At 27.5% G+C, this 21521-nt stretch carries 16 protein-coding genes; all 16 read right to left on the reverse strand.

The window, feature by feature from the left end:
* Nucleotides 1-307: 307 nt before the first annotated feature.
* Nucleotides 308-3211: an insulinase family protein gene (locus KQI36_RS08360; RefSeq protein WP_216450533.1), complete on the reverse strand. Its 2904-nt coding sequence runs from the start codon at nucleotides 3209-3211 to the stop codon at nucleotides 308-310.
* A 257-nt stretch (nucleotides 3212-3468) separates the two neighbouring features.
* Nucleotides 3469-8889: a diguanylate cyclase gene (locus tag KQI36_RS08365; protein WP_216450534.1), complete on the reverse strand. Its 5421-nt coding sequence runs from the start codon at nucleotides 8887-8889 to the stop codon at nucleotides 3469-3471.
* A gap of 211 nt (nucleotides 8890-9100) precedes the next feature.
* Nucleotides 9101-9967 carry a methionyl aminopeptidase gene (locus KQI36_RS08370; RefSeq protein ID WP_010298198.1) on the reverse strand — a complete coding sequence of 289 codons (867 nt, stop codon included), beginning with the start codon at nucleotides 9965-9967 and terminating at the stop codon, nucleotides 9101-9103.
* A 695-nt stretch (nucleotides 9968-10662) separates the two neighbouring features.
* Nucleotides 10663-11307: an amidase domain-containing protein gene (locus KQI36_RS08375; protein ID WP_216450535.1), complete on the reverse strand. Its 645-nt coding sequence runs from the start codon at nucleotides 11305-11307 to the stop codon at nucleotides 10663-10665.
* Between the two features lie 203 nt (nucleotides 11308-11510).
* Nucleotides 11511-12461: an acetyl-CoA carboxylase carboxyltransferase subunit alpha gene (locus KQI36_RS08380; RefSeq protein WP_216450536.1), complete on the reverse strand. Its 951-nt coding sequence runs from the start codon at nucleotides 12459-12461 to the stop codon at nucleotides 11511-11513.
* 27 nt (nucleotides 12462-12488) lie between these two features.
* A complete protein-coding gene (gene accD, locus KQI36_RS08385; RefSeq protein WP_216450537.1) occupies nucleotides 12489-13367 on the reverse strand; it encodes an acetyl-CoA carboxylase, carboxyltransferase subunit beta in 879 nt (292 codons plus the stop codon).
* Between the two features lie 15 nt (nucleotides 13368-13382).
* Nucleotides 13383-14732 (reverse strand): acetyl-CoA carboxylase biotin carboxylase subunit, encoded by a 1350-nt coding sequence (locus KQI36_RS08390; protein WP_216450538.1) that lies wholly within the window; start codon nucleotides 14730-14732, stop codon nucleotides 13383-13385.
* 19 nt (nucleotides 14733-14751) lie between these two features.
* Nucleotides 14752-15186, reverse strand: a complete 435-nt coding sequence (gene fabZ, locus KQI36_RS08395) for a 3-hydroxyacyl-ACP dehydratase FabZ (protein ID WP_010298210.1) — start codon at nucleotides 15184-15186, stop codon at nucleotides 14752-14754.
* A gap of 10 nt (nucleotides 15187-15196) precedes the next feature.
* Nucleotides 15197-15664, reverse strand: a complete 468-nt coding sequence (gene accB, locus KQI36_RS08400; protein ID WP_010298211.1) for an acetyl-CoA carboxylase biotin carboxyl carrier protein — start codon at nucleotides 15662-15664, stop codon at nucleotides 15197-15199.
* Between the two features lie 3 nt (nucleotides 15665-15667).
* Nucleotides 15668-16906: a beta-ketoacyl-ACP synthase II gene (gene fabF, locus KQI36_RS08405; RefSeq protein ID WP_216450539.1), complete on the reverse strand. Its 1239-nt coding sequence runs from the start codon at nucleotides 16904-16906 to the stop codon at nucleotides 15668-15670.
* Between the two features lie 41 nt (nucleotides 16907-16947).
* On the reverse strand, nucleotides 16948-17685 hold the full coding sequence (fabG, locus tag KQI36_RS08410; RefSeq protein ID WP_216450540.1) for a 3-oxoacyl-[acyl-carrier-protein] reductase: 738 nt from the start codon (nucleotides 17683-17685) through the stop codon (nucleotides 16948-16950).
* A gap of 16 nt (nucleotides 17686-17701) precedes the next feature.
* A complete protein-coding gene (fabD, locus tag KQI36_RS08415) occupies nucleotides 17702-18631 on the reverse strand; it encodes an ACP S-malonyltransferase (RefSeq protein WP_216450541.1) in 930 nt (309 codons plus the stop codon).
* 11 nt (nucleotides 18632-18642) lie between these two features.
* Nucleotides 18643-19566, reverse strand: a complete 924-nt coding sequence (fabK, locus tag KQI36_RS08420; protein ID WP_216450542.1) for an enoyl-[acyl-carrier-protein] reductase FabK — start codon at nucleotides 19564-19566, stop codon at nucleotides 18643-18645.
* A gap of 214 nt (nucleotides 19567-19780) precedes the next feature.
* Nucleotides 19781-20011, reverse strand: a complete 231-nt coding sequence (gene acpP / locus KQI36_RS08425) for an acyl carrier protein (RefSeq protein ID WP_216450543.1) — start codon at nucleotides 20009-20011, stop codon at nucleotides 19781-19783.
* A gap of 22 nt (nucleotides 20012-20033) precedes the next feature.
* The gene (locus tag KQI36_RS08430; protein ID WP_216450544.1) at nucleotides 20034-21008 is read right to left on the reverse strand and encodes a beta-ketoacyl-ACP synthase III; all 975 of its coding nucleotides are present in this window, start codon (nucleotides 21006-21008) and stop codon (nucleotides 20034-20036) included.
* Nucleotides 21009-21024: 16 nt separating this feature from the next.
* The gene (locus KQI36_RS08435) at nucleotides 21025-21483 is read right to left on the reverse strand and encodes a MarR family winged helix-turn-helix transcriptional regulator (protein WP_216450545.1); all 459 of its coding nucleotides are present in this window, start codon (nucleotides 21481-21483) and stop codon (nucleotides 21025-21027) included.
* Between the last annotated feature and the right edge of the window lie 38 nt (nucleotides 21484-21521).

The raw sequence follows: 21521 nt of genomic DNA on the forward strand, positions 1-21521 counted from the left end.
TTTTTTAGGACCGGCTTTGATTGCTTTATATCTTATTGCTAAACTTTTGATTTCACTCAAAAAATAACTTATGGAAAGTATACATTGGTACGCCTGTCCTTCTTGTTACGGTGGTATACTTAGCTGCTAAACTTTCTTCAATTTTTCTTTCAACCTCAAGTTTTACTCCATTCAATTCAAAAGAAACTGGAGTCCAGTTTAAACCAACATTGTAAATTTAAGTTGAAGCTTGTTTCCCTATAAGTACCTATTTTTTTAAAAAACATACCACTTTTTAATATAAAGTGGTATGTTTGTATAATTTAAATTAAAATACTGTTACTAAATTATTAAATATATTTTTGTTTTCTTTTATCTTTTTATCATTTCCAAGGATTGTATAAAAATCTTTAGATACTACCGCTTTAACAAGGTCTGAATGTTTTCTCATATCTTCTTCAGTGGCATTTAAAACTTCTTCTCTTTCCTTTCTTAAATCCTCTAAAGTTATATGTCTTATATACATGCTTACAGCTTTTTCACCCTTCATAGATGGTGTCAATGGTGAATCTAGCTCACTTATTGTTCCTATTATATATTTTGTCATCTCTCTTTCTGAAGTAGAGAAAGTTTCAATATATTTAACTATTTCATCGTAAGCTTTTAATGTTTCAGCTAAGTTTGGATCTCTATAAGATACAAATACCATATTTCCACTTCTTACAAGACTTGTCATGGCACCATAAGCCCCGCCTTGAACTCTTATTTTATTCCATAAATAATCTAATTTCATTATAGTCTTTAAAACTAATAATTTTCCACTATATTCGTATCCTAAATCTTTAAAGTTATATCCTTTAGCAACGTATTGCACATTAGAAGGCGTTAATAATCCTTCATTTTTTTGTTCAACTTTAAAATCATACACTTGTTTTTCATATTTATTATTATTTATATTATCAGTTAATATATTAATATTAGCTTTAAGTTTTTCAAGTTCTTCTTTTTCTCCTGTTATAGAAACCATTAAGTTTTCTTTATTAAATACTCTATTTTTTATATCTTCTAATTTTGCTACAACATTATTTATTTCACTATCAAAGTTTTCTTCTAAGTGTTGTATAAATTTATAGAATTCTAGTCCTGAAACACTTTCTATATATTTTGATGCTGGAGAATAATAAGAATTAAGCCTTAATGCTGCTACTTGATGTCCTCTTTCAATTATAGACATTTCAATTCTTGATTTTAATTGTTGAACAACTTCTTTTATTCTTTTTACATTTTTAAAATTAGTGTTGTTATACATCTCTGATAATAATTCTAATTGATTTGGAACTTTTTCCAAAATAGCTTTAGAATATCCTACAACATATGGATAGTATTTATTTGTATCTAAACTATCACCAAAAACTTCACTTCTAAAATATATTCCACCAGTGTTTATAAGAACTTCATTAGATAAATCTACATAACTCTTCTTATCTGTATCTAATTTTCCTATAAGTGATGTTAATAAGCTTAGATAACAAATATCTTCCTTTAGCACTGAAGTAGAGTCAAAGAAAACATTAATATATGCTATTTTGCTTGTAAATGTCTCGTGCCATAAGATTTTTATATCTTTTTCACATTCTTCTTTTACAGATAAATCTTCTACATTTTTATCTATATCATCTAATGATAAAAGAGGAATTGTCTCTAACGCTTCTTTAGAATCTGGTGTATTTTGACGTAATATTAAAGTTTTTGTTTCTTCTATAATTTCTTCAAGCTGTTCATTACTTAAACTTTCTTTATAGGCTTTTAATTTTTCTTTTACTTTTTGGTCTCTTTCTTCTGCTAAACCTTTTTTAGGTTTTAATACTAAAAGAGATGTATGGTTATTGTTTAATAAATATTTTTCTATTAGACTTTCAAAATAATTAGTTGATAATCCTTCTTTCATTTTTTCTATCATTCCATCATACTGTAAATGTATTAATGGATCTTTTCCATATAACCAACTATCCATAAGACTTATATAATAGAATAAACCTTTAGGAAATCCTTGAAAATCTGCTTCTCTTAATCTAAATTCCGTAATATTTATACAAGCCTCTATAAGCTTTTTATCTATTCCATTTTTAACTAAATCTCTTAATGTTTCATCTACAACTTTTTCAAACTCTTCTTTTTTGCCTTCCTCAGAGTTTTTAACTATTATACTAAACACTGGCTGAAGTATACTAGTGTCTAGACTACCATAAACATCTTTTCCTATATTATTATCTATTAGCGCTTTTTTAAGTGGTGCACCTTGAGTTTCTAAAAGTAAATATTCTAGTGTATCTAACGCTAAATGTACTTCTTCATCATAGCCTTTTCCTGTAACAAAATTTAAGGCCATAAATGTTTTTTCTTTTTCACTATCTTCCTCTGATATTGGATACTCATCTACCACATATTTTCTATCACCTAACGGTTTTTGCTCTTTTATTTCTGAATCTATTTGTTTATATTCAAAATTAGATAAATATTCTTTGTCTATAAAGTTTAAATACTTATCTATATCTAAATCTCCATATAAAAATATATAACTATTAGATGGATGATAATATCTTGAGTGGAAATTTAAAAATCCCTCTTGTGTTAAATCTGGTATAAATTCTGGGTCTCCACCAGATTCCACTCCATAAGTTGTATCTTCAAATAATGTTTCCTGTATTTTTCTCATTAAAACTCCATCTGGTGATGAGAATGCACCTTTCATTTCATTATAAACTACACCTTTATAATTTAAATCATCTTCTTTATTTTCAAGTTCATAATGCCAACCTTCTTGCATTAATATTTCAGGATTTGCATATATATTAGGATAAAAAACTGCATCTAAATACACATCCATTAGATTCATAAAATCCTTATCATTTTTACTTGCAAGAGGATATATTGTTTTATCTGCAAAGGTCATTGCATTTAAAAATGTATTCAATGATCCTTTTATTAATTCTACAAAAGGCTCTTTTGTTGGAAATTTTCTAGAACCACATAAAACACTATGTTCAATTATATGAGCCACCCCTGTATTGTCTTCTGGTGGAGTTCTAAATCCTATTGTAAATACCTTATTGGTATCATCATTACCCAAATATAATAATTTAGCCTTTGTTTTTTCATGCTCAAATACTTTTGCTAAAGAATTAATTTCTTTAACTTCTACTTCTTTTAAAAGCTTGAATCCATTATTCATTAAAATTCCTCCTAAATTTATCTTTATCCTTTAGCCATAATTAATATTTAAAAATAACTTTTAATATTTAAATATAATAAAAGCATCATTATTTTAACTATAGGTCTATTTTGATATAAATACGCTTATTTGTATGTTTTGCTTTACTAAAAATTAATATTCATTAAAATAATTATACTATAAAAAAAAAGATTGATTCCATAATTTAACTACAAATCAATCTTATCATACTATAGTTGTATTCACTTAAAATAAAACTACAATCTTGGTATCATTATCTTTCCTACCATAGATAAAATGTTAGCATCTTCTATTCCAAATTCCTTTGTACTAGAATATGCGCAAAGATATAAAATCCCGATTACTACACCCTTTTGAATTATAGGTGTCATAATTACAGACTTAAAATCTGTGCTAAGAGAATTATCTTCAAGTTTACTTAAATCCTCAATTTCTATTGTAGTATTTGTCTTTTTTTCTTTAATAACATCTAAAATTAAATCCTTGTCATATTTTTTTAATGTAAACCAATCAGCTTCTCCTGGTTTTCTTGTGTATATATTATCAACATCAGTGCCATTTATAATAAATAAAGATGCACTTTTACATTCTATCATTTTCATAATACTACCAAGACAAAGATATATTATTTCATCTTTATTTTTGTTTTCTCCAACTATTTCTATTGTATCAAGCATAGTGGATGCAATTCTAATATCCTTGTTTATATTTCCAGATACTATTCCAGTTATTTTATTAGTAGAGTTTAAGTTTCCTCTATAGCTCTCATCCCATATAACAGATTTATTTCGCCCTGTATTCTTTGCTGCATATAAAGCTTGATCTGCTTTTTCAATTAAATCTTCATATTCAGTTGCATGCTCTGGATAGTTAGCTATTCCAATACTTATAGTCACATCACGTCTTCCACTAAGCAAGTCTCTTTCTTTTACGCTAGTTCTAACTCTTTCTGAAATACCAAAGGCTTCTTCACTACTTGTCTCAGGTAAAACAATTATGAACTCTTCACCACCATATCGACCACATATATCGCTTTCTCTTATATTTAACATAGCTGTTTTACATATCTCTTTTAATATGTTGTCACCGGTTCTATGTCCAAAGTCATCATTAACTCCTTTAAAAAAATCAACATCAAACATAAGTATAGAAAAGCTTGAACTACATTCACTACACGAATCTAATTGTAATGTAATTGCTTTTTCTAAATATTTTCTTGTCATGCTTCCTGTAACTTTATCTAAAGAAGAACTTACTTCTGATAAATATTTTTCTATTAAAACCCCTAATACTTTAGATAAATTTAAACATGTTTCTAAAGACTCATTATTTATTTTATTTAGTATTTGATCTGACTCTAAATATATATATCCTTTTATATTGTCTACATAGTGCATGGTACATTTTCTATTATTATTTTCTAAATTACTATCCATGATTATAGGAACACACATAATCCCTTTTGTTTGTGATGTAGATACTTTACAGTTATCTAGTTCTAAATACTCCATATAATTTTCATTTAAAATAAATTCCTTTTTAGTATCTCTCACTGTATTTATTATATTTAAATCCTTTGGCAATTTTGTGACATTTGATGTGCTTTCAAGTATATTAAACCCATTTTCATCTTCCACAATAACCATAGCTTTATTAGATATAGTTATATAACTTAAATATTTTAAAATTAATTTTATATTATTCATACTATCGGATGTGAAATTTTTAAATAACTCACTAGTACTTCTTATATTTAAGTTGTATAAATTAGCATTAACATCTTTTAAAGATATAGATAATCGCTCTCCTCTTATTATTTCTTCATTCAATACATCTTTAAATAAGCTTTCCATTTCTTGATTATTATTTAATTGTAACTTATATTCATTTAAATTTAATTCCTGTTTTTCTTTTTTGTAATAATCTAATAACCCTTTAAATTTTATAAAAGCTGTTTCCATTTTATTACTAATAAAAAAACCTAACCTTAACTCTTTAGGCATTTGAAGAATTAAATCTATAATTGATCCACAAGCCTCAAAATAATATATAATAGCATAATTGTACTGACCACTTTCTAAAAACTTATCACCTATACAAATTAATAATATCCATAAAAGAAAATTTTCTTCCTGCTCCTTAAAATCACTTAACATAAGATTTAAGCTTTCTATATTAGGATTTTCTAAAAGTATATGATTTAAAAACCTTAATGTCCTATTATTTCTTTTGAAATCTATTTCTAATTCATATTCATTAGCTAATTGTAAAACTAATATTGCCTTTTCATATTCCTTTTTTAAATAAAAATTTATTACAGAATTTAATACAATTAATATTATATTGTCTTTATTAACTATATCCTCTATCATTTCTTCTAATATAATTAAGTACTTATCTATATCTTTTTCTGCATTTTCTTCCAATTCATATACTATTTCGCACACTTTAGCTAACTTTGTTAAAGACACACCTGTATTTTTCGACGATTTTTTTGCAATATTCAGAAAACTTTTAGCCTTCTCTTTTTCACCGCATAAGCAATGTAGATTATACGCTAATATATAAAACTGACCTTTATCTCTATTATCAACATCTGGTCCATCAGCATAATTTTTCACCAAAGAATAGTACCTATAAGCCTCACTATATTTACCAAATTTATAGGATATACTTCCTAAATACATATAGCAATAATGTTCAAATCTTTTTTGTTTTTCTGCTTCTTTTAATTCCTTTTTACGTAAATTTTCTATGGCCTTCATAAATGTATTGTAAGCTTCTTCATATTCATCTAAACTGTATTGAACAAAACCTATATTTACAAGTCCAAGAACACCACAACTTTCAATGTTATTATCCACTTCAATTTTATAAACCATTTCATAATATTCCATGGCTTTATCCATTTCTTCATAAAAGTCACTATATATAAGCCCTATATTATTCATGATTCTTACTTTTGCTAAAGGATATTTATCTGTACATAACTCTAAATTTTCAATCAATATAGGTAATGCTTCCTGTGGCTTATTTTTAACTATAAGTATGGCGGTTATCATATTGCAAAATTTAAATCTATAATCTAAATATTTGTCCTTACATAATTCCATACCTTTTAATCCAATATCATAACTTTTATCATACTCTCCCATTGACATATACATTTCTGCTTTTATGTGCATGTATGCTATATTGCCGTTTTCATACTCTATGTCTTTTAAAAGTTTTTCTATTTTTAACATATATTTTTCTATTTCATTAAACTCTTTATCATTTAACAAAATTGACACTATAAGTATCATTGAATCTACTGTTATTTTTGTATAATCTTTCATAGCTCCAATTTTACTTGTTTTATTAAAGCATTCCAATGCCTTTTCTGTATCACATTCTTCTTTGTAGAGTATTCCTATTTCAATTAAAATTTTCAAGATTTCTTCATCAAATTCATGCTCTTTATATGAATTTAAAATTTTAAAGTAATTACTTATGGCATCCTTTTTATTATTTACTTCTAACATCCTTTGTGCATTCTTAATACAATAATATTTTAGAGACTCTTTATCATTAGATTTTTCAAGATGATATATAATCTCTTCTAAATATTCTAAGCTTCCATCAAAATAATATTTTTCAAGAACCTTATATGCCATTTTATGTTTTTCTACTTTTTCATCATCATCTATATCATCATAAAGATATAACTTTAAAAATTTATTATAAAAATCATATACAAAACCTCTGTCTTCAATTTTTCTACATAAAACCCCCATATCAATTAACTGTGCTAATTTATCTGATAGTATACTTATATCTATATTAAGCATTTTTAATATAAGTTCTTTATTAATAGCCTTATTAAATATAGACATAATCGTTAATATATCCTTTGATATTTTATCAAATTCATCTATTTGGTCTTTTACTGTATCATACATTGTTGCTGGAAGTTTAAGATGTTTTAACTCATATTTGTTATACCATTTTCCACTATCATCATTTATATAAATATATTTTCTAAAAAATATATTTTTTAAAACTTCTTCTATAAATAATGGATTGCCATGGGTATTGTTATATATAATCTGCGTAAAAGCATTTGAAACATATCTTTTACATAAAACATTACTAATCATTTCATCAGTTTCATTTTCATTAAAATCACTAAGCCTTATTTTTAAACCATTTTGTATATTTGCTTTTATCTTATTTAAAAAATCAATAAATTTTTTATTCTTTTTGCATTCTCCATCACAATAGCTAAATATTATTAAAACATTATTTTCTTTATTATATTTATTTAAACTATATATGAAAAAATTAAGTGTTTGTTCATCTTCATAATGTAAATTATCTATAATTATAATAGCTGGTTTATCTCTAGTAACTTCACAAATAAACTTAATAACTTCATTTATTACTTTTACTTTATCTTTCTTTTTTAAATCATTTTCAGTAATTTCAATATTATATTTACTTGTGAAATTTGGTATGAAAATATTAAGAATATCTCCATACTTTAAAATCAAATCTTCACTGGCATTACTAGCTATATTCTTTAATATATATAACAAAGCATTACTTTTTTTAGTTGTATATAAATTGCTGTACACTGTAAAATTTTTTAGATTTAATATATATTCTAAATGCTTTAAAAATCTTGTTTTACCTACTCCTGACTCTCCATGTACAGCAACAATTTTATCTATTCTTTCATACTTATTCATAGATTCACAAAGCTTTACTATTTTCTCTACTTGTTCACTACGTCCTACAAGTCTAGTATTAAAATTTAGCTTTTCTAATAATTCTTTTTTATATGGCTTAAAATTTTTATTATATACCTTATTTATTTCTAAAATAACATCTGTTATATTGTTATACCTATTTCTTTTATCAAGTTGTATCATATTTTTTATTATATTGTATATATCTTCATCTATATTTTTTTGTAAATATAAATTGTTGCTATAGCTGCCATCTATATTTTTAACTATAATCTCTAAGTTTTTACTATTTATTTCAACTTTTTTACTCTTTAAACATAACATTAATAAAATTATGCCTAATGAATATACTTGTACACTTAATGTATCCTCGTCATTATTCTTTTTACATAGATTAAAAATCTCTCTATTTTCCTGTTCCTCATTAAATTCATATTTAGTAAGTTCTGCAGATAGCATATCTTTAAAAACTATTATATCTTCCTCTTCATTATAATAAATACTATCATCATTCAAAGAGTTATAAATACATCCTTGAACATCTAAATAATTTAACATTTGACATAACTTCACAAAAACATCTAAAATTTTTTCTTTATTCTCAAATTTTATGCTACAAAGTTTTTTACTGTTTTTTAAAAATGCACTAGCATAATAATAATTTTTATTTGAAACAATTTTATTATCTATAGTATTTACTAGTCCAAATTCATAAACAGGAATAAGTCCAACCTTATTTAAACTTCCTAAACTAGAACAAGACTCTATGCAAAAGGAAATAAACTGTTCAGGTATGTTTTTCGAGTTTAGAATATTTATTATTACATCTCTTTTATTGTTTTGTAAATCAATAGCTTTATACGAAGAATATAATCTGCCTTGCTTTAACTGTTCAATTATTTTATATTTATTATTTAATATTTCCACTCCAACCCTCACCTCGTTACTAGGTATACAAGAATATAGTTACAACTTATCTTCCTATTGAAATAGTTATAAATTACCAATATAAAAATAACTAGTCAATATATTTTATTCCATATATATTTTAAATAAAATAAATTATATAAAATTTTAAATGGCTCTATATCAACTAGTTAATTGCTTTTAGATTTATATTATATTTTCTATGTGATTTTTATGTTAAAATTTCAAATCCATCCTCTGTCACTCTTATAGTGTGTTCCCATTGAGAAGAAAGTTTTCCATCTTTAGTTAATGCTGTCCACTCATCTTCTAATATTACTGTTTCTGGAACACCTAAGTTAATCATTGGCTCAATAGTAAAAGTCATATTTGGAAGTAATATCATTCCTTCTCCTTTTTCACCTACGTGAGCTACAAAAGGCTCTTCATGGAACTCTCTACCTATTCCATGACCACCAAATTCATATACTACAGAATATCCATGAGCTTTTGCATGTTGCTCAACAGCATATCCAATATCACCTACAGTTGCAAAAGGTTTTACTTGTTGCATACCTATTTCTAAACATTCTTTTGAAACTTTAACTAAATTTTTAGCTTCTTCTGATGCTTCTCCAATTATAAACATTCTGCTAGCATCACCATAATATCCATCAACAATACAAGTAACATCTACATTTACTATATCTCCATCTTTTAATATAGTATTTTCATCTGGTATTCCGTGACATACTACTTCATTTATTGATACACAAGTACTTTTAGGATAACCATAATATCCAAGCGGTGCAGGATAGCCATTATGCTCTACAGTATATTCGTGTACCCATGTATTTATCTCTTCTGTACTAACCCCAACTTTTATTTTTTCCGCAACCATATCTAAAACATCATGAGTAAGCTTACATGCTTTTCTTATTCCTTCTATTTCTTCATCAGTTTTTATTAATTCTCTTGGTATTTGATACCCTACTTGCTGTTCTATTTTTTGAAGCTCCATATCTTTTTCCATATGACATTTTTTATACTTCTTTCCACTTCCGCACCAACATAAATCATTTCTATTAATTTTATTCATATCTTTTCCTCCTAAGTATTTAAATAGCTTATATATCTATAATCATATCCAAAGTTAATTAGTAATTAACTTAAAATAAAAAATATCTACATACACTATATTTTATTACTATTTTTAAATATGTGTATGTAATAATATGTTAAATCTGAAATTATGTATATATAGAAATACAAGCTTAAACTTAAATTTATTTATCAAATTTTCTTATCAGTTAACAAAAAATAAGTTATCAGCTATTAGAATAGTATTACTCTTAAACTTTATTAACCTTCTACTTTTATAAGTTATCACTATTCTTAATTGAAATCAAAATTTTAATGGATAAGTTAAACTTCTACCTTAATATAGGATTTCAAATTAAATTTTAAAATTATTCATTTATTAAATGAGAAAACTCAAACTAATATTTTATCAATAACTAACAGATTATTTTAGTTAAAAGTTAATAGTTGTGGTGATTATTACTCACTATGTTCCTAATAATACTAAACGTACTTTTTAGGAAAAGCTTTCATTGTTTTAGGTTTTATTTATATTTTTTCTTAAGTGATAACAACAAGTATAACTGTAGTAAGTTAAATGTAATAAATAAAGCTAAAAATCCCTTTCTTATAAAAAAACAAAAGTTAGGATATACCTAACTTTTAAATTATCCTTAATATTATTATACAATAAATTTCAATAAAATGGTAATTTTATATATGATATATATATATTATTCTTTTATCTTTATCTTGTAGTAACTTTAAATATTCATATAATGACACATTTTTTCTATTTATACTGTGTTGTGCTACAAATAAATCATTATGCTCTAAGTTTATATTAAATTCTTTGGCATGAATAATTTGTGTATGATATGGATAGTTGTTATTTTTTATATCCCCATATTGTATAACATCACCAATATCTAACATATTATATATTTCATTAAAATGACTTAATGCATAATCTACAGTGATTTCTTTAAATATTAAAGCTTTATTATTTCCAACTCCATTTTCGTTGCCCCAATACTTTCTAAAATATCTAGCACTTCTCCAGGTTAATGATATTTTTTTTAATTGTTTTTCATCTCTCGTGTAGCAAAACCACTCCTTATAAGAATCATAACTTTGTCCAACCATATCAATTCCGCCAGCTTTTAGAGCTTGGCAAACAAAATTCGCACAATCATTTTCTTTAAATATTGGATACTCACTTATATTAGGACTTTCTGCATATGCCTCTGCATAATTTTTAGCTGCTTCTCTATTATATCTTCTATACATGGATTGGTTTTTCTTTTCTTTAAGTAGCAGTTTTTTTCTTACATTTGATATAACTTTTTTTATTTTCACTACTACCACCAACTTAATCATATTTTTAATTATAAAAAATTCTAAATACATTTTTTACAACAAATACATTTATATTACATACTATATTATATACATAAATTCTATAATTGTTTTAAGTAAAATAATTTTTTAAAAATTTATTTAAAAAATGACAAATAAAACACTATTTTAGTTTTATTTGTCATTCGAAATTAAAATATACTTTATTCAATTACATTTCCTATCTTTCTAAATTTAAAATACCTTTGTTTTAAAAGCATATCTATAGGTTCTCTTTTCAATCTACTAATGGCTTCTTGTAAATTTTTATTTATATTTTCACACATACTTTCTAAATCATTATGTGCTCCACCTAGAGGCTCCTTTATAATTCTATCAATTACTTCAAGCTTTAATAAATCTTTAGATGTTATTTTCATATCTTCTGCTGCCTGTTTTGCTTTATTGCTATCTTTATATAAAATACTTGCAAACCCTTCTGGAGAAAGTATTGAATATATTGAGTTTTCAAGCATCCAAACTTCATCTGCCACTGCTAGTGCCAATGCTCCTCCACTTCCGCCTTCACCTATTACAATAGATATTATTGGAGTTTTCAATTTAGACATTTCAAATAAATTTCTGGCAATAGCTTCTCCTTGCCCTCGTTCTTCAGCTTCAATGCCACAAAATGCTCCTGGAGTATCTACAAGACATATTACTGGTCTTTTAAATTTTTCAGCCTGTTTCATAAGCCTTAAAGCTTTTCTATAACCTTCAGCCTTTGGCATTCCAAAATTTCTTAATATATTCTCTTTTGTATTTTTACCTTTTTGATGAGCTATTACAGTAACAGGTATATTATTAAATTTAGCTATACCTCCTACAATACTAGCATCATCACCATAAAATCTATCACCATGAAACTCTATAAAATCTTGAAATATATTATTTATATAATCTAATGCTGTTGGTCTTTCCATTTTTCGTGCTATTAAAACCCTATCCCAAGCAGTCATATTTGTATATTTCTCTTTAGCCATTTTATAGAGTACAATTTCTAATTCCTTAATTTCTTTACTAAAATCTATACCAGTTTCTAAGGATCGTTTTTTTAAATCATTAATATTTAACTTAATTTCTTTTAATTTTTTTTCAAATTCTAATAAGGCCATGTTACATCACTCCATTTTAATGTACCATTAAACATGATAACTTAAAATATTTCCAAGAACCTTTTTTAAGTTCTTTCTATCTATTATTTTATCTATAAATCCTTTTTTTAATAAAAACTCTGCCTTTTGAAAATCTTCTGGTAGTTTTTCATTAATTGTTTGTTCTATTACTCTTCTTCCTGCAAAACCAATTAGTGTATTAGGTTCTGAAATTATAATATCTCCAAGCATTGCAAAACTTGCTGTGACCCCTCCAGTTGTTGGATCTGTTAAAACTGATATATATAAATTTCCATCCTCACTATGCCTTGCAAGTGCTGCAGATGTTTTTGCCATTTGCATTAGTGAAACTATTCCTTCTTGCATTCTAGCACCACCAGATGCAGTAAAAATTATTACTGGCCTTTTATACTCTGTAGCCCATTCTACAGCCCTAGTTATTTTTTCTCCAACTACAGAACCCATACTTCCCATTAGAAATCTACTATCCATAACAGCTATTACTGTTTCATATCCATGTATATTACCAACACCAGTAATTACTGCTTCATTTAAATTAGTAGCTTTTTTATTTTTTTCTATTTTTTCTTCATACCCTTTAAAATTAAGTGGATTTTTTGTTTCCATTTTTTCATCAAACTCTACAAAAGTCCCCTCATCTATAATTTGATTGATTCGCTCTTTACTTCCTATTCTAAAGTGTTTATTACAATTCTCACATACTCTAAAATTCTTTTCTAAGTCTTCCTTATATAAAAGCTTACCGCATTTTTCACACTTTACCCATAACCCATTAGGTATATTAGGTTTTGATGTATTGTCAACTTTATTAACAATATCTTTTTCTCCAGTTTTTACTCTAGCATATCTTTGTTTCTTTTTAAAAAGTTTATTTATTTCAAACATACTCTAATCACCTCACTAAGAGCGATAACCTAGCTGCTCGGATATGAATTTTGTATCAAAATTACCTTCCTTAAATTTTTTGTTATTTAAAATTTCTAATAAAAAATCTACATTGGTTTCAACACCATCTATAAGCAATTCATCTAATGCTCTTTCCATCTTCTTTATAGCTTCATCTCTGTCTTTTCCATAAGATATGATTTTTGCTATCATAGAATCATAAGTTGGTGGTATTTCATAACCAGCATAAATAGCTGTATCCACTCTTATTCCTAATCCGCCAGGTAAATTTAAATATTTTATTTCGCCTGGGCAAGGTATAAAGTTTTTACTTGGTATTTCTGCGTTTATCCTACATTCTATTGAATGACCTTTTAAAATTATATCTTCTTGTAAAAAATCAAGTCTTTCTCCACTTGCTATTTTAATTTGCTCTTTTATTAGGTCTATTCCTGTTATCATTTCTGTTATTGCATGTTCAACCTGTATTCTAGTATTCATTTCCATAAAATAAAAATTATTATTATTATCTAAAAGAAATTCTATTGTTCCAGCGTTTTTATAATTAATAAACTTTGCCGCTTTAACAGCTACCTCACCCATTTTTTCTCTTAAATCTTCTCTTATAATTGGGCCCGGTGCTTCTTCTATTACCTTTTGATTTCTTCTTTGTATAGAGCAATCTCTTTCTCCTAGGTATACAGTATTTCCATAATTATCTGCTAAAATTTGTACCTCTATATGTCTTGGATTTTCTATGAATCTTTCCATGTATATGCTTCCATCACCAAAAGATACTTCTGCTTCTGTTTTAGCAGTTTCAAAAGCTGAAACCAAATCTTTCTCATCGTATACTATTCTTATTCCTCTTCCACCACCACCAGCAGAAGCTTTTACCATTATAGGGTATCCTATTTCCCTGGAAATTTTTAACGCTTCTTGTGAGTCTTTTATTATTCCTTCTGAGCCTGGAACAATTGGTATATTAGCCTTTTGCATTATTTCTCTAGCCTTTGATTTATTACCCATGTTTTCTATATTTTCATAGCTAGGTCCTATAAAAGTTATATTACATTGCTCACACATCTTTGCAAATTTACTGTTTTCAGATAAAAAACCAAAACCAGGATGTATGGCTTCTGCTCCTGTTAATACAGTTGCACTTAATATATTTTTTTCATTTAAATAACTATCTTTAGCTTTAGCTGGTCCTATACATACTGCCTCATCTGCTAATTGAACATGTAATGCATCTTTATCTAATGTGGAATAAATTGCTACAGTTTTTATACCAAGCTCTTTACATGCCCTTATAATTCTGACTGCAATTTCCCCTCTATTAGCTATTAATATTTTCTTAAACATATTATCAAGCCCTTTCCTATTAGCCTATAGCAAAAGATAACTCTGCCTGACAAGCTACCTTTCCATCAACAGTAGCAGTTGCTTTACCTATACCAATAGGACCTTTCATACTTATTATTTCTACTTCTAGTTTTAAAACATCACCAGGTATAACCATTTTCTTAAATCTAGCCTTTTTTATACCTCCAAAGTATGCAATTTTACCTTTAAAATCTTCACAAGATAATAATGCTACTGCCCCTACTTGTGCTAGTGCCTCTATAATTAAAACTCCTGGCATTACAGGTTTTTTAGGAAAGTGGCCTTGAAAAAAATATTCATTCATTGTCACATTTTTAGTTCCTATAGCCTTTTTTCCTTCTTCTAGCTCATCTATTTTATCTATAAGTAAAAATGGATATCTATGAGGTATTATTTCTTGAATTTCTTCTATAGTTAAACTTGTTTTTTCCATAAATTTCTCCTTAACACGCCTCTATTTTAATTAAACATTGTCCATATTGAACCATTTCTTCATCTTTTACATTTATTTCAGAAACTATTCCATCAACATCACTTTCTATTTCATTCATTATTTTCATAGCTTCTATTATGCATACTACGTCACCTTTTTTTACTCTAGATCCAACCTTTACAAAGTTTTCTTCATTTGGAGATGGTGAACCATAAAACATACCTACCATTGGAGATAATATTTCTTTTATATTTTTATCTTCTACTATCTCTACTATTTCTTCTTTAGGTTCATATGATACTAATTTTTCACTACATTTTTTTGTTTCAATTTTTTCTTCATCATATTTAGTAGATACACTTTCCATATTAAGCTCTTTAGAGAGTTTAATTTTTGTTCCGTTTTCTTCATATTCAAATAAATTTATATTAGACTCACTTATTGTTTTTATAAGTTCTTTTAAGTCATTAATTTTCATAATTTAACCCTCCCATTTTTTAAATAAAAGTGTAGCATTATGACCGCCAAATCCTAATGAATTACTAAGAGCATAATTAACCTTAGCACTTCTACCAACATTAGGTATATAATCTAAATCACATTCTTCATCTGGAACTTTAAGCCCAATTGTCGGTGTTAAAAAATCAGCCTGTAATGATTTAATACATGATATTGCCTCTATAGCTCCTGCCGCACCTAATAAATGTCCTGTCATTGATTTAGTTGAACTTACTGGAATCTTATACGCATATTCACCAAATAAAGCTTTTATAGCATTTGTTTCAGATTTATCATTATAATAAGTGCTTGTTCCATGGGCATTTATATATGAAACTTCATTTAATTCAATACCTGCTTCATCTATGGCCATTTTCATTGCTCTTAAAATTTCTCTAGTGTCTGGTGCTGGTTGAGTTATATGATATGCATCACAAGTTGCTCCATACCCAACTACTTCACCATATATTTTTGCACCTCTTTTTAATGCATGTTCTAATTCTTCAAGAATTAAAATCCCTGCACCTTCACCCATTACAAATCCATTTCTTTCTTTGTCAAAAGGAATAGATGCTCTTTTTGGGTCTTTACTTTTGCTCAAAGCAGTAAGTGAACTAAATCCAGCAATAGCGATATCAACTATTGGTGCTTCTGCTCCTCCAGCTATTATAACGTCTGCTCTATTAGACTTTATTGCTTCAAAAGCTTCACCTATAGAGTTTGTTCCTGTTGCACAAGCAGTAACAATAGATGTACATATTCCCTTAGCACCATATTTTATTGCAATTTGTCCTGCAGCTATATTTCCTATTATCATAGGAATCATAAATGGTGATACTCTATTAGGACCTTTTTCAAGCATTTTATTGTGTTCTGATACTGTTGTTTCAAGACCACCTATACCAGAACCTACAATTACACCCATTCTATCCTTGTTTGTATTTTCAAGATCAAAATTTGCATCATTCATAGCTTCCATTGTAGCTACCATTGCATATTGACAATATTTATCTAATTTTCTACCGTCTTTTTTAGTCATATAGTCTTCTATGTTAAAGTTTTTAAGTTCTCCTGCTACTACAGCCTTAAAATCCGTTGTATCAAACCTAGTTATATGGTCAATCCCACAAACTCCATTTTTTGCACCATTCCAAAAATCTTCTACAGTGTTTCCTATTGGTGTTAATGCTCCCATTCCTGTTACTACCACACGTCTATTCATTGTAAATAAACCTCCTAATTTGTTATAAGTAACTTTTTAAATTACATTACCATACCGCCATCTACGTTTATTGTTTGACCAGTTATATAGTCTGCTTCTTCTGATGCTAAAAATCCAACAACATTAGCTACATCCTCACTAGATCCAAACTTTTTTAATGGTATTTGATTTATAACATTTTCCTTTATTTTCTCATTTAGAACCTTTGTCATGTCTGTTTCTATAAACCCTGGTGCTATAGCATTTACAGTTATTCCTCTGCTACCAACTTCTCGTGCTATAGATTTTGTAAAACCTATAACTCCTGCTTTTGATGCGCTATAGTTTGACTGACCTGCATTACCTGCAATTCCTACTACAGAACTTATATTTATTACTTTTCCATATCTTTGTTTCATCATAATAGGAATAGCTTGTTTGGTTGCATTAAATGTACCTTTTAAATTTATACTAATAACAGAATCAAAGTCTTCTTCTTTCATTCTCATAATTAAATTATCTTTAGTTATTCCTGCATTATTTACTAATACATCTACAGATCCAAAAGTTTCTTTGCAAAGTAATATAAGTTCTTTTGCATCATCCATTATTGATACATCACCTTTTATTGCTTCACATTTAACGCCTAAAGTTTTTACTTCTTCTAAAAGTTCTTTTGCTTTTTCATCATTACTTCTATAATTAAAAACTATGTTATAGCCTAACTTTGCAAGCTTTAATACTATACTTTTTCCTATTCCTCTTGAAGCTCCTGTTACTACTGCATTTTTTCCATTCATATATAGCACCCCTTTTTTATGTCCTTAAAAATTCAAGAGCTTTATTTAAAGACTCCACATCCTCTATGTTTAATGTTTTTAATTTTCTATCTATTTTTTTCACAAATGAACTTAGAGTCTTTCCTGGCCCTATCTCTATAAAAATTTCAATTCCATCATCTATCATTTTTCTAATAGATTGTTCCCATTTTACTGAACTAACAACCTGTCTTTTTAAATTTTCTTTAAATCCTTTATTTATGTAATCACCTGTAACGTTTGTTATTATTTTTATATTTCCTTCATATGTTTCTATACTTTCCAATGCTTTTTCTAAATTGTCCCCAGCATTTTTTAACATAGAAGTATGAAATGGTGCACTAACTTGTAATTTTATAACTCGTTTTGCGCCAACTTCTTTAGCTAAATCACAGGCTTTTTCTAAAGCTTCATTCTCTCCACCTATAACAATTTGTCCTGGACAATTAAAGTTAGCTACTTCAATAATTCCAAAATCCTTTGCTTTTTCACATACAGATATTACAGTTTCCTTATCAAGGCCTATTACAGCAGCCATTCCACCCATACCAACAGGCACTGCTTCTTGCATAAACCTTCCTCTTTTTTTAACAAGTTTTATTGCATCCTCAAACTTTAATACACCACTACATACAAGGGCAGAATATTCACCAAGGCTTAAACCTGCAACTACTTCTGGTTTTATTCCTTCCTTTTTCAATAATTGTAATAATGCAATACTTACCGTTAACAAAGCCGGCTGTGTATATTCTGTTATATCTAATTTATTTTCTTTATCTTCAAAACAAAGTTCACATATATTAGTAGACAGTTCTTTGTTAGCTATTTCAAAAATTTCTTTGCTTTCATTAAAGTTTTCATAAACTTCTTTACCCATACCTACGTATTGTGAACCCTGTCCTGGAAACAAAAAGGCTATTTTCTTCATAAAGCTACTCCTTAAAGATTCAATAGTTTATCACACTGAGCTGTTATTTCCTCAATGATTTCTTTACAATTTTGCTTCTTTTTTACTAGACCTGCAATTTGCCCTGCCATAACAGACCCCATATCAATGTCACCTTCTATAACAGCCTTTTGCAATGCACCTTTACCTAAAGCTTCTAACTCTTCAAGTGAACATTTATCTTTTTCCATTATGGTGTATTTTCTTGATAATTTATTTTTTAATACTCTAACTGGATGACCTGTGCTCCTTGCAGTCACTACTGTATCGATATCTTTTGATTTTATTACTTTATCTTTATAATTTTCGTGAACAGTACATTCATCTGCAATTAAAAATCTAGTTCCTATTTGTACCCCACTAGCTCCTAACATTCTTACTGCAGCCATGCCTCTACCGTCACCAATTCCGCCTGCTGCTATAACAGGTATATTTACACTATCAACTATTTGTGGCACTAGCGACATTGTAGTAATTTCCCCTATATGACCACCGGCTTCACATCCTTCTGCAATTACAGCATCTACATTACATTTTTCCATTCTTTTTGCTAATCCTACAGATGCAACTACAGGCATAACTTTTATGTTGTTTTCTTTCCACATATCAACATATTTTCCTGGATTCCCTGCTCCTGTTGTAACAACCGCTACTTTTTCTTCGCACACTAACTTTGCGATATCTTCTGCATATGGACTTAGTAGCATTATATTTACCCCAAAAGGCTTATCTGTTAATTTTTTAGTTTGTCTAATTTGTTCTCTAACATATTCAACCGGTGCATTACCAGCTGCTATTATTCCTAACCCACCTGCATTTGATACTGCTGAAGCTAAAGAACTATCTGCTATCCAGGCCATTCCACCTTGAATTATTGGATACTTTATTTTTAGTAATTCACAAATACGCCAGCTCATATAATTCCTCCTATAAATTAAAGGGAAAAGTCATAGAGTTCCAATTTCACTTTTAAAATTATTATTTTTAAAACTTAGATACACCAATAATGATGTATATCAGTAAATACTTAACTTCATCGCCTTATTTAGCATGAATATATTTTTAGCTTACTTAATAATTGTAATTGGATAATATATCTCTATCTATTTTCCCTTAGCAACCTAAAAAATATTATTTTATTTTTTCTTCAATATAAGATACAAGTCCTTGAACGTTTGATATTCCTTCTAACTCTTCATTAGGAATTTCTATGTTAAACTCATCTTCTAAAGCTATAACTATTTCAAATAATTCTAAAGAATCTAATCCTAACTCTTCATTAAATGTTGATTGAAGTTTTATATCACTCTCATCTATACTAACTTGCTCTGCAACAACCTTTTTAATTTTTTCAAATACCATTTTAAAATCCTCCTAAAGTAATTTATTTTTTCCAATTTATAAGTGCACTTCCATAAGTAAGTCCTCCGCCAAATCCAATAAGAACAAGCTTCATACCTTCTTTTAAAAGTCCATTTTTATTTAACTCATCTAACGCTATAGGAATACTTGCCGCTGATGTGTTTCCATACTGGCTCATATTCATATAAAATTTTTCTTTATCATATCCTTTGGCCTTAATTACAGCCTCTATAATTCTACTATTTGCTTGATGTGGAATAACATAATCAATGTCATCAAAAGTTAAATTATTTTCATCCAATATTCTTTCTATGCTATTTTCAATAACTCTAACAGCAAACCTAAATATTTCTTTACCATTCATTGATATGTTACTTGAAAATTCTTCTTTATGTGGAACATAAATATTTTTTAATTCTAAGCCATCACAAGTTAAACAATCTGATTTTTCTCCAACACTTACACATTCAATTGATTTAATACAGTCTTCTTCACTTCTAGATAAAATTGCTGCCCCAGCTCCATCACCAAATAAAACACAAATGCTTCTGTCTTGCCAATCAAGTATTTTAGATAATACTTCTCCACCTATAATCAAGGCATTGTTATATGCTTTGCTATTTATAAATTGACTAGCAATATTAATCCCATAAACAAATCCACTACATGCAGCAGATATATCAAATGCCATTGCATTTGATGCACCAATTGCACTTTGAACTAAACAAGCTGTAGCTGGAGTTACTTTATCTGGTGTTATAGTGGCAACTATTATAATGTCTATATCTTTTCCATTTAAATTTGCATTCTTTAATGCTTTTTTAGCAGCTTCAATACATAATTGAGAGTTGCTCTCACCAGTAGAAATATATCTTTGTTTTATACCAGTTCTACTGTATATCCATTGATCACTTGTATCTAAAAATGTTGATAACATATCATTTGTTACAACATTACTAGGTACAGACCTACCTGTGCCTACAATTTTAACTTTCATAACAATGCCTCCAATTTTAAAGGTCTTTATACTTTTCTTTAAAAAACTTATTAACTTTATCAAGAGATGAGATTAATAAAAGTTCTTCTTCTTTTGTTAATCCCTCAATTGTTGAACCTATCATATCTGTATGAAATTTTTGATGAATTCTATAAACTAATTTTCCTTTGTTAGTTAATGATATTTTTACAGACCTTCTATCTTTTTCACATCTACTTCTATTTACATATTCTTTTTTTACTAGCTTGTTTATTGCTGTAGTAAGTGTTCCAACTGTTATTTTTAATTCCTGAGCCACTTCACTCATAGTCTTTTCATCATACATACCTATCGCATCAATTGTATGAATTTCTGTTATAGATAAGTCATTTATTGGACCATTAGATAGAGACTTCTCTTCTATTTTTAATATATCATTAAAAATCTCTACTAAAATTTCATTTAACTTATGTGTATTCCTTGATGGCGAACTCATTTTTCCACATCCTTTAATTTATTTAAAATTTTAAATAC

Source organism: Clostridium senegalense (assembly GCF_018916625.1).
Taxonomy (GTDB): Bacteria; Bacillota; Clostridia; order Clostridiales; family Clostridiaceae; genus Clostridium_J; species Clostridium_J senegalense.

Coding starts and splice junctions, on each gene's coding strand:
- KQI36_RS08360 (WP_216450533.1), bottom strand. CDS start 3,211: ATGAATAATGGATTCAAGCTTTTAAAAGAAGTAGAAGTTAAAGAAATT.
- KQI36_RS08370 (WP_010298198.1), bottom strand. CDS start 9,967: ATGAATAAAATTAATAGAAATGATTTATGTTGGTGCGGAAGTGGAAAG.
- KQI36_RS08380 (WP_216450536.1), bottom strand. CDS start 12,461: ATGGCCTTATTAGAATTTGAAAAAAAATTAAAAGAAATTAAGTTAAAT.
- accD (WP_216450537.1), bottom strand. CDS start 13,367: ATGTTTGAAATAAATAAACTTTTTAAAAAGAAACAAAGATATGCTAGA.
- KQI36_RS08390 (WP_216450538.1), bottom strand. CDS start 14,732: ATGTTTAAGAAAATATTAATAGCTAATAGAGGGGAAATTGCAGTCAGA.
- fabZ (WP_010298210.1), bottom strand. CDS start 15,186: ATGGAAAAAACAAGTTTAACTATAGAAGAAATTCAAGAAATAATACCT.
- accB (WP_010298211.1), bottom strand. CDS start 15,664: ATGAAAATTAATGACTTAAAAGAACTTATAAAAACAATAAGTGAGTCT.
- fabF (WP_216450539.1), bottom strand. CDS start 16,906: ATGAATAGACGTGTGGTAGTAACAGGAATGGGAGCATTAACACCAATA.
- fabG (WP_216450540.1), bottom strand. CDS start 17,685: ATGAATGGAAAAAATGCAGTAGTAACAGGAGCTTCAAGAGGAATAGGA.
- fabD (WP_216450541.1), bottom strand. CDS start 18,631: ATGAAGAAAATAGCCTTTTTGTTTCCAGGACAGGGTTCACAATACGTA.
- fabK (WP_216450542.1), bottom strand. CDS start 19,566: ATGAGCTGGCGTATTTGTGAATTACTAAAAATAAAGTATCCAATAATT.
- acpP (WP_216450543.1), bottom strand. CDS start 20,011: ATGGTATTTGAAAAAATTAAAAAGGTTGTTGCAGAGCAAGTTAGTATA.
- KQI36_RS08430 (WP_216450544.1), bottom strand. CDS start 21,008: ATGAAAGTTAAAATTGTAGGCACAGGTAGGTCTGTACCTAGTAATGTT.
- KQI36_RS08435 (WP_216450545.1), bottom strand. CDS start 21,483: ATGAGTTCGCCATCAAGGAATACACATAAGTTAAATGAAATTTTAGTA.